Annotated in this window: 7 protein-coding genes; all 7 read left to right on the top strand. The window is 60.5% G+C overall.

Annotated elements, in window-relative coordinates; all coding sequences use genetic code 11:
* Nucleotides 1-367: 367 nt before the first annotated feature.
* The 7 genes from ACW9HW_RS26010 (at nt 368) to ACW9HW_RS25980 (ending at nt 10,665) form a co-directional block, all read left to right on the top strand.
* Nucleotides 368-1,825, top strand: coding sequence for a serralysin family metalloprotease (locus ACW9HW_RS26010; RefSeq protein ID WP_457402150.1), 1,458 nt, complete (start codon nt 368-370; stop codon nt 1,823-1,825).
* A gap of 72 nt (nt 1,826-1,897) precedes the next feature.
* Nucleotides 1,898-2,311, top strand: a complete 414-nt coding sequence (locus ACW9HW_RS26005) for an AprI/Inh family metalloprotease inhibitor (protein ID WP_095194237.1) — start codon at nt 1,898-1,900, stop codon at nt 2,309-2,311.
* Nucleotides 2,312-2,461: 150 nt separating this feature from the next.
* Nucleotides 2,462-4,237, top strand: a complete 1,776-nt coding sequence (locus ACW9HW_RS26000) for a type I secretion system permease/ATPase (RefSeq protein WP_457402148.1) — start codon at nt 2,462-2,464, stop codon at nt 4,235-4,237.
* Nucleotides 4,234-5,583: an HlyD family type I secretion periplasmic adaptor subunit gene (locus ACW9HW_RS25995; RefSeq protein WP_457402146.1), complete on the top strand. Its 1,350-nt coding sequence runs from the start codon at nt 4,234-4,236 to the stop codon at nt 5,581-5,583. The genes ACW9HW_RS26000 and ACW9HW_RS25995 overlap by 4 nt, the downstream gene beginning before the upstream one ends.
* Nucleotides 5,584-5,585: 2 nt before the next feature.
* A complete protein-coding gene (locus ACW9HW_RS25990) occupies nt 5,586-6,953 on the top strand; it encodes a TolC family outer membrane protein (RefSeq protein ID WP_457402144.1) in 1,368 nt (455 codons plus the stop codon).
* Nucleotides 6,954-7,005: 52 nt separating this feature from the next.
* On the top strand, nt 7,006-8,706 hold the full coding sequence (locus ACW9HW_RS25985) for a polyurethane esterase (RefSeq protein WP_457402142.1): 1,701 nt from the start codon (nt 7,006-7,008) through the stop codon (nt 8,704-8,706).
* A gap of 105 nt (nt 8,707-8,811) precedes the next feature.
* The gene (locus ACW9HW_RS25980) at nt 8,812-10,665 is read left to right on the top strand and encodes a polyurethane esterase (protein ID WP_457402140.1); all 1,854 of its coding nucleotides are present in this window, start codon (nt 8,812-8,814) and stop codon (nt 10,663-10,665) included.
* Nucleotides 10,666-10,738 lie beyond the last annotated feature (73 nt).

Genomic DNA, 10,738 nt, shown 5'->3' with positions numbered 1-10,738 from the left:
TGTGGGAGCGAGCCTGCTCGCGAAGAACGATAACTCGGTATCAAGGGTGATTAATTCATCGGTTTAAACATCAATAGTCAGACGTTTCGTACCTCGAACAACTTATCTTTATTTAATAATTAAATTGTTGATTGTCCGACAATTACGCGCTCTCAATATTTTTTAATACCAGGCTTTCTTATCGCGCCTAATGTTTCCGGGTACTTCCCAAAACACACTAAATTTGACGCCAAAAAAGTAGTGGACGTTAGATTTCAAATTGTGTCAGTTTTCGTTCGCCTTCAATGGGCGAGTGATAGGACGATCTCGCCAGGGATTGTCGCTATCAGACAAAAACTGTTCCATAGCTAAACAAGGAAGTGTGTTTATGTCGAAAGTAAAAAGCTACGCTATTGATACCGCCGAACAGGCGTTTTTGCCGCTGTCAGCATTAGCTGCAAGCAGTTCTGCATTCAATCAGGTCAATAGCTTCAGCCATCAGTATGATCGGGGCGGCAACCTCACGGTCAATGGCAAACCCTCGTTCTCCGTCGACCAGGCCGCCGACCAATTGCTGCGCGACGGCGCTGCTTACCAGGACAAGGACGGTAGCGGCAAGATCGAACTGACCTATACCTTCCTGACGTCGGCATCTTCGAGCACGATGTACAAGCACGGGATCACCGGTTTCAGTCAGTTCAGCGCGCAACAGAAAGCCCAGGCCGTGCTCGCCATGCAATCCTGGGCCGATGTGGCCAAGCTCACTTTCACCGAGAAGGCCAGTGGCGGTGACGGCCACATGACCTTCGGCAATTACAGCGGCGGCCAGGACGGTGCGGCGGCGTTTGCTTACCTGCCTGGCACCGGGGCCGGTTACGACGGGACATCCTGGTACCTGATCAACAGCAGCTACACGGCCAACAAGACGCCGGAGCTGAACAATTATGGCCGGCAAACCCTGACCCACGAGATCGGCCACTCCCTGGGCCTGGCTCACCCCGGCGACTACAACGCGGGCGAAGGGGCGCCGACCTACAATGACGCCTCCTACGGGCAAGACACCCGCGGTTACAGCGTCATGAGCTACTGGAGTGAAAGCAACACCAGCCAGAACTTCAGCAAAGGCGGCGTCGAAGCCTATTCGTCCGGCCCGCTGATGGACGATATCGCCGCCATTCAGCAGCTCTACGGCGCCAATACCACGACCCGCGCCGGCGACACCACCTATGGATTCAATTCCAACGCCGGCCGCGATTTCCTGAGCGCGTCTTCGTCGGCTGACAAAGTGGTGTTTTCGGTGTGGGACGCCGGCGGCAAGGACACCCTGGACTTCTCCGGGTTTACCCAGAACCAGAAGATCAACCTCAACGAAGCGTCGTTCTCCGACGTTGGCGGCCTGGTGGGCAACGTCTCCATCGCCAAGGGTGTCGCCGTCGAGAACGCCATTGGCGGTTCGGGCAGCGATTTGCTGATCGGTAATAACCTGTCCAATGAGCTGAAGGGCGGTGCCGGCAACGACATCCTCTTTGGCGCCGGCGGTGCTGACAAACTGTGGGGCGGCGCAGGTTCCGACACCTTCGTGTTTGCGGCCAGCAGTGACTCCAGGCCTGGCGCGGTCGACCAGATCCTCGACTTTGTCAGCGGCCTGGACAAGATCGACCTGACCGGCATCACCAACGGCGCGGGGCTGCACTTTGTCAGCGCCTTCACCGGGGCGGTGGGCGATGCGGTGCTCAGCACGTCGGGTGGCAACAGCCTGTTGTCGATCGACTTCTCCGGGCATGGCGTGGCTGATTTCCTGGTCAGCACCGTGGGCCAGGCGGCGTACTCGGACATCGTGGCTTGATGTGAGGTGAACAAGGAGGGCGGCGCTCGATGCGCCGCTCTCTCAGGGTCGCGGCCCGGAGTACAAAAAAACATGACGCACAGCGCCTTTTCCTGCAGGGCAAGCACGTGGCTAATGGCAGTGCTGATGATCTTTTCTGGAGATGCAACCATGGCAAACATTCTGAAACTGGCGGATCCCTCGGCGTTGGCCGGCCAGTGGCTGGCCACGTTGAATACCGCGCAAGACACGGACAAATCGCCCGTCGTTGCGCCGACTCAATGCCTGATCGACCTGCACCCCAACCAGACGCTCGGCGCTGGCGCGGACTGCTTCAGCGCCTGGGTGGGCGAGCAGGCAATCGGCTGGTTCCCCGAACCGGACGGTATTGCAATCACCGGCAAGGAAGGCTCGAAGATCCTGTTCTTCAGCCGCCGGCAGGAAGGGTTTTATCAAGGCACGTTGCCGTCGGGTCAGCGCATTACTTTCGAGCGGGCGGTGCATTAGTTACATAAGCAGTCCTCGACACACATGCATCACTGAACATTGCTTGTTAGTTGCAAACGATCAACGGAAAAACCATATATCGACCGCGCGTGGACAGTTCATTGGAACTGCGCCCAGGCGTGGCGATGGATATCAACTCAGGAATTATCCATGAAGATGGCGAAGGCCCCAGCCACCGCACCCTTAATAAAGGCACTGGGGGACTATAAGAGCATCTTGATCAGCGTCGGCTGTTTTACCGCCCTGATCAATATTCTGATGTTGGCGCCCTCCATTTACATGCTGCAAGTCTATGACCGGGTACTGTCCTCGCAGAATGAAACGACGCTGGTCATGTTGTCGCTGATGATTGTCGGATTCTTTGCCTTTATCGGTTTGCTGGAGGCGGTTCGCAGTTTCATCGTTATCCGTATCGGCAGTCAGTTGGAGCGACGGTTCAACCTGCGGGTGTATCAAGCGGCGTTCGAGCGCAACCTGTTCAAGGGCGAAGGCAACGCCGGACAGGCACTGGGCGATCTGACGCATATTCGCCAGTTTGTCACCGGTCCGGCATTGTTCGCGTTCTTCGATGCGCCGTGGTTTCCGGTGTACCTGCTGGTGATTTATCTATTCAACGTCTGGCTCGGTGTTTTTGCCACGGCGGGGGCTTTGTTGCTGATTGCGCTGGCCTGGCTGAATGAGTCCATGACCAAACAGCCGTTGGCCGAAGCTGCCGCGTACTCCCAGCAATCCAGCCAACTGGCCACCAGTCACCTGCACAACGCCGAGACCATTCAGGCCATGGGCATGTTGGGGGTGTTGCGCAATCGTTGGTTCCAGCTGCATTCACGCTTCCTCGGCCTGCAGAACCAGGCGAGCGATACCGGCGCCGTCATCAGTTCCTTGAGCAAAACCCTGCGCCTGTGCCTGCAATCGCTGGTACTGGGCCTTGGTGCCTTGCTGGTCATCAAGGGCGACATGACCGCCGGGATGATGATTGCCGGTTCGATCCTGATGGGCCGCGTGCTGAGCCCTATCGATCAGTTGATCGCCGTGTGGAAGCAATGGAGCGGCGCCAAGCTCGCCTACCACCGTCTCGACGCCTTGCTGCAAGCCTTTCCCTCGAGCGACGAGGCCATGGCGCTGCCGGCACCGAAGGGGCAGATCACCTTCGAGCAGGTCAGCGCGGGGCCTCCGGGGCAGCGGGCGGCGACGCTGCATCGGGTCAGTTTCCACCTGGCGGCGGGTGAGGTGATGGGCGTGCTCGGCGCTTCCGGTTCCGGCAAGTCGACACTGGCGCGGGTGCTGGTGGGCGTCTGGCCGACCCTCGGCGGGACGGTGCGGCTCGACGGTGCGGACATCCACCGCTGGAACCGCGACGACCTCGGGCCCTACATCGGCTATCTGCCACAGGATATCGAGTTGTTCAGCGGCAGCATCGCGCAAAACATTGCGCGGTTTCGCGTAGCCGACCCGGAAAAAGTCGTGGCCGCTGCGCAGCAGGCCGGGGTTCACGAACTGATCCTGCGCCTGCCGCAAGGGTACGACACCGTGCTTGGCGAAGACGGCAGTGGCCTGTCCGGCGGGCAGAAACAACGGGTGGCCCTGGCGCGTGCACTATACGGCCAGCCGAGCCTGGTGGTGCTGGATGAGCCGAACTCCAACCTCGACACCGTGGGCGAAGCGGCGCTGGCCGGCGCGATTGCACAGTTGAAGGCCCAGGGCACCAGCGTGATCCTGGTGACCCATCGTTCCTCCGCGCTGGCCCAGGCCGACAAGTTGCTGGTGCTCAACGAGGGGCGCTTGCAGGCGTTCGGTGCGAGCCAGGAGGTACTCAAGGCACTCTCGGGGGCTCAGCAAGCCCAACAGGAAAGACCCGTGCAAGCGCCGGGCGGGCTCAGCATGAGCTGGCAGTCTCAGCCGACGACAAGGAGTTCCGGCGCATGAGCAGCACACCCATGAACCCTCAAAACGAAGCGGCGATGGAGCAAGACTACCTGGCCAAACGCCCTGAACACGATGCGCGTTACTTTGTCCGCCTGGGCTGGGTATTGGCGATCGCCGGCGCCGGCAGTTTCTTTACCTGGGCCAGCCTCGCGCCCCTTGATCAGGGCATACCGGTACAGGGAACGGTGGTGGTTTCGGGCAAGCGCAAGGCCGTGCAGTCGATGAGTAGCGGCGTGGTCAGCCAGATTCTGGTACGCGAAGGCCAATCGGTGAAACAGGGCCAGCCGCTGTTCCGGCTCGACGAGACCCAGGTCGCCGCGGATGTGCAATCGCTGCAGGCGCAGTACCGCATGGCCTGGGCAAGTCTCGCCCGTTGGCAAAGTGAACGGGACAACCTCAAGCAGGTGAACTTTCCCACCGAGCTGAGTAACGATCCCGACCCGCGCCTGGCGTTGGTACTCGAAGGCCAGCGTCAGTTGTTCAGCAGCCGTCGCGATGCCTTTGCCCGCGAGCAGGCCGCCTTGCGCGCCAGCATCGAAGGCGCCGGCGCGCAGTTGGCCGGCATGCGCCGTGCCCGAACTGACCTGAACGCTCAGGCCGACTCCCTGCAACAACAACTAAGCAATCTGACGCCACTGGCGGAAAACGGCTACATCCCGCGCAACCGATTGATGGACTATCAGCGGCAACTGTCGCAGGTGCAGCAACAGTTGGCGGAAAACCTCGGCGAAAGCGGTCGGGTGGAGCAGGGCATTGTCGAATCGCGCTTGAAGCTGCAACAGCACATCGAGGAATACCAGAAAGAAGTGCGCAGCCAACTGGCCGATGCCCAGCTCAAAAGCGTGACGCTGGAAGAACAGTTGACCTCCGCCGGATTCGACCTGCAGCACAGCGAGATCATCGCCACGGCGGATGGCATTGCGGTGAACCTGAGCGTGCACACCGTAGGCGCGGTGGTGCGTCAGGGCGAGAGCCTGCTGGAGATCGTGCCGCAGGACACACGCCTGGAAGTGGAAGGGCGCCTGCCGGTCAACCTCATCGACAAGGTCGGCCCGCACTTGCCGGTGGACATCCTGTTCACCGCGTTCAACCAGAGCCGCACCCCGCGTGTACCGGGCGAAGTCAGCCTGGTGTCTGCCGACCAGATGGTCGACGAGAAAACCGGCGCACCGTACTACGTGCTGCGCAGCAGTGTCAGCGACCAGGCCATGGAAAAGCTCAACGGCCTGGTGATCAAGCCCGGCATGCCGGCGGAAATGTTCGTGCGCACCGGTGAACGTTCGCTCCTCAACTATTTGTTCAAACCGCTGCTCGACCGGGCCGGCGCTGCGTTGACCGAGGAATAAGGATGTTCGGCTGTATGAAAAAGCTTTCGATGCTCGGGGCGGCGTTGATGCTGCTCGCGGGCAACCCGGCCGTGGCGGCCATGGGACCGTTCGACATTTATGAACAGGCATTACGCAATGATCCGGTATTCCTCGGGGCCATCAAGGAACGTGATGCAGGCCTTGAGAACCGTGCCATTGGCCGCGCCGGGCTGCTGCCGAGACTGGGTTACAACTACAACAAGGGCCGCAACAATTCCAAGGTCACCTACCTCGACGAGCGCAGGCAACACCAGAGCGATGACCGCCACTACAGCAGTTACGGCTCCAGCCTGACCCTGCAACAGCCGTTGCTCGACTACGAGGCCTATGCGGCTTATCGCAAGGGCGTTGCGCAGGCGTTGTTCGCCGACGAAAACTTTCGCGGCAAGAGCCAGGAGTTGCTGGTGCGGGTGCTGGAAAACTACACCAAGGCATTGTTTGCCCAGGACCAGATCGACATCGCCCAAGCCAAGAAAAAAGCCTTCGAGCAACAGTTCCAGCAGAACGAGCAGATGTTTCGCCAAGGCGAAGGCACACGCACCGACATTCTCGAAGCCGAATCGCGCTATGAACTGGCCACCGCCGAGGAAATCGAGGCGCGCAACGAACAGGATGCGTCCCTGCGTGAACTCGGTGCGCTGATCGGCGTGCCGGCCATCGACATCGCCGATCTGGCCCCACTGGATCAACACTTCCAGACGTTCACCCTGCAACCGGCCAATTACGACACCTGGCATGAAATGGCCGTGGCCAACAACCCGAATCTGGCTTCCCAACGCCAGGCGCTGGAAGTGGCGCGTTATGAAGTCGAACGCAATCGGGCCGGGCATCTGCCCAAGGTCAGCGCCTACGCCACGGTGCGCCAGAACGAATCGGAAAGCGGCAACACCTACAACCAGCGCTACGACACCAACACCATTGGCATCGAAATCAATGTGCCGCTGTACGCCGGCGGTGGTGTGTCGGCCTCGACCCGCCAGGCCAGCCGCGCGATGGAGCAGGCCGAGTACGAACTGGACGGCAAGACCCGCGAGACCTTGATCCAGCTGCGCCGACAGTACAGCGCCTGCCTGTCAGGGGTGAGCAAACTGCGCGCCTATCAGAAAGCCCTGGTCTCCGCCGAAGCATTGGTGGTGTCGACCCGGCAAAGCATCCTAGGCGGCGAACGGGTCAACCTCGATGCACTGAATGCCGAGCAACAACTCTTCACCACCCGCCGCGACCTGGCCCAGGCCCGCTACGACTATCTGATGGCCTGGACCAAATTGCATTACTACGCCGGGACCTTGAGTGAGCAGGATCTGGCCAGGGTCGACGAAGCGTTCGGGCAGGGTCCTCAAAGTCGATGATTGCCCCTACAAAAAGCATGATGCAGCCGCAAATGAATGGAGAGGTAACGACATGGGACTGTTTGATTACAAAAACGCCGGCAGCGAGGCCGGCAAAGCGTTGTACAGCGATGCCATCGCCTTGACGCTCTATGCCTACACACCCACCGGCCAGCCATTGCCGGCCGGTGGGTGGGCGCCGATAAGCGCCACGACGCTGGGCTATCAGGGCAAGGTTGGCGCCCAAGGTACCTTCTTTGGCGAGAGGGATGGCTTCACCAGCGCCGAAGCCGAAATCCTCGGTAAATACGATGGGACGGGGAACCTGATCGGCCTGGGCATCGCCTTTCGTGGCACTGGCGGCCTGGGCTACAGCGACACATTCGGCGACATGAAAAACAACCTGCTGGCGGCAGTCGGCCCGGTGGACTACGCGAGCAACTACGCGAAGAACGCTTTCGACAACCTGCTCAAGAGCGTCGCTGCATTCGCCATCGCCCACGGCCTGAGCGCCAAGGATGTGTTGGTCAGCGGGCATAGCCTTGGCGGGCTGGGGGTCAACAGCCTGGCGCAGTTGAGCGGCAACAACTGGGGCGGCTTCTTCAAGGATGCCAACTACATCGCCTTCGCCTCGCCGACGCAAAGCGCCACCGGTGACAATGTGCTCAACATCGGTTACGAAAACGACCCGGTGTTCCGGGTGCTCGATGGCACCACCTTCAACAATGGCTCACTGGGCAAGCATGACGCTCATCAACCCTCGGCCACCAACAACATCGTCAACTTCAACGATCAGTACGCCTCCACCGCACAGAACCTGGTGCCCTTCAGCATCCTCAACCCGCTGAACTGGAGCGCCCATGGCTCATTGGGCTATGCCGACGGGCTGAACCGGGTGATCGATTCGGCCTTCTATGACCTGACCGGGAAGGATTCGACCCTGATCGTCTCCAACCTGTCGGCGTCGTCCCGTGGCGCCACCTGGGTCGAAGACCTGGGGCGCAGCGGCGAGCCGCACGGGGGCAGCACCTTCATCATCGGCACCGACAGCAACGACCTGCTCAAGGGCGGTGCCGGCAATGATTTCATCGAAGGCCGCGATGGCGACGACCGTTTCCGTGACGATGGCGGTTTCAACCTGCTGCTGGGCGGCAAGGGCAACAACACCTTCGAACTGCTCAAGCCGCTGCAGAACTTCAGCATCGCCAACGATGGCGATGGCACGTTGTTCGTGCGTGACGCCTATGGCGGCATCAGCCTGACCCGGGACATCGGCGCGCTGGTGAGCCAGGAATCCGGATCATGGTGGAGCTCCAAAGACATCACCTGGAGCGTGACCGATAACGGCCTGCTCAACGGCGCCGAATTGACCCGCTACAGCCATTCGCAAAACGGTGATGCCCAGGGCAATACGCTGCTGGCCGGCGTCGAAGGCGACTGGCTGTTCGGCAACGGTGGCGATGACCTGTTGCGCAGCGACAAGGGCCACGTGACCTTCGTCGGCGGCACCGGCAACGATGTGATGCATTCCACCGGGGACGGCAGCAATACCTACCTGTTCAGCGGCGCCTTCGGATTCGATGCGATCAATGGCTATCAGGGCAGCGACACCCTGGTGTTCATGGGCGTTGAAGGCACCGGGCAGGGCTATGACTACCGACAGCATGCTTCCCAGGCCGGTCAAGACACGGTGCTCAAGATTGGCGATTTTTCCGTGACCCTGGTCGGCGTAGGCCTGGATAACCTGTCGGCTTCCGGCTTTGTGTTTGCGTAACAGGTTTTTGTAACAGCAATGGAGGCTCCGGGGCGCCTCGTGACCGAGGTGTCCCGGCTGTGAGCTATCTCTGACAATTCCAACAAAGAGAGAGAGGCAATAACCATGGGTGTGTACGACTACAAGAACCTGGGTTCAGCAGATGCCAAAGCGTTGTTCAGCGACGCGATGGCGATCACGCTGTATTCCTACCACAACCTCGACAACGGCTTTGCCACCGGTTACCAGCACAACGGTTTCGGCGTGGGCCTGCCGGCAACGCTGGTGACGGCGCTGATCGGCGGCAGCGATTCGCAAGGGGTGATTCCCGGTATTCCCTGGAATCCCGATTCGGAAAAAGCCGCCCTGGACGCGGTGCAGAAAGCCGGCTGGACACCCATCACCGCCGCGCAACTGGGCTACGACGGCAAAGTCGATGCCCGGGGGACTTTCTTCGGCGAAAAGGCCGGCTATACCAGCGCTCAGGTGGAAATCCTCGGCAAATACGATGCCCAGGGGCATCTCACGGAAATCGGCGTCGCCTTTCGCGGCACCAGTGGTCCTCGTGAGAGCCAGATCAGCGATTCCATCGGCGATGTCATCAACGACCTGTTGGCGGCATTGGGGCCACAGGATTATGCGAAAAACTACGCGGGCGAAGCGTTCGGCCAGCTGTTCGCTGACGTCGCGGCGTTTGCCCGGGCCAATGGGCTGTCCGGCAAGGACGTGCTGGTCAGCGGCCACAGCCTCGGCGGGTTGGCGGTCAACAGCCTGGCGGATTTGAGCGGCGAAAAGTGGGGCGGTTTCTTCCAGGATTCCAACTACATCGCCTATGCCTCGCCGACTCAAGGCAGCAGCGACAAGGTGCTGAACGTCGGCTATGAAAACGATCCGGTGTTCCGTGCGCTGGATGGCTCGACGTTCAACCTGGCCTCGGTCGGCGTGCACGATGCCGATCAAGCCTCGGCCACCAATAACATCGTCAGCTTCAATGACCACTACGCGTCGACCGCCTGGAATCTGTTGCCGTTTTCCATCCTCAACATCCCGACCTGGATTTCCCACCTGCCGACCGCTTACGGCGACGGCATGACCCGGGTACTGGAGTCCGGGTTCTATGACCTTACCCGCAAAGACTCGACCATCATCGTCGCCAATCTGTCGGACCCGGCGCGAGCCAATACCTGGGTCCAGGACCTGAACCGCAATGCCGAGCCCCACAAAGGCAGCACCTTCATCATCGGCAGCGACGGCAACGACCTGATCCAGGGCGGCAAGGGTAATGACTATCTGGAAGGCCGCGACGGCAACGACACCTTTCGCGATGCCGGTGGCTATAACATCCTGTCGGGCGGCAAGGGCTACAACGTGCTCGACTTGCAGCAGTCGATGAACAATTTCGACTTCGCCAACGACGGTGCCGGCAATCTGTACATCCGTGATGCCAATGGCGGCATCAGCATCACCCGCGACATCGGCAGCATCGTCAGCAAGGAACCGGGCTTTCTATGGGGGCTGTTCAAGGATGAGGTGGCCCACAGCGTCACTGCCAACGGTCTGGTGGCCGGCAACCAGCTGACACAGTACGCGTCGTCGGCAAAGGGAAGCGCGGGCAACGATATGCTCAAGGCACAAGCGGTCGGCGATTGGTTGTTCGGCCTCGATGGCAATGATCATCTGATGGGCGGCAACGGCAACGACGTGTTGGTCGGCGGGGCCGGTAACGACCTGCTGGAGTCGGGGGGCGGGATCGATACGTTCCTGTTCAGCGGCACGTTCGGCCACGACCGGGTGCTGGGCTATCAGGCCAACGACAAACTGGTGTTTCTCGGGGTACAGGGCGTGACGCCGAACGACGACTTCCGGGCCCATGCCTCGGTGGTGGGGCAGGATACGGTGTTGAGCTTCGGCAATGATTCGGTGACGTTGGTCGGGGTGGGGCTGGAGAGTTTGTCGGGCGCGGGGATTGTGATCGCCTGAGGGTGATTGGGCGCCTGTAAGGGCCTCTTCGCGAGCAGGCTCACTCCCACAAGGATCACACGCCTCCCTGTGG

Source organism: Pseudomonas sp. SDO5532_S415 (assembly GCF_054071155.1).
This window is presented reverse-complemented; position numbering and strand designations above follow the sequence as displayed.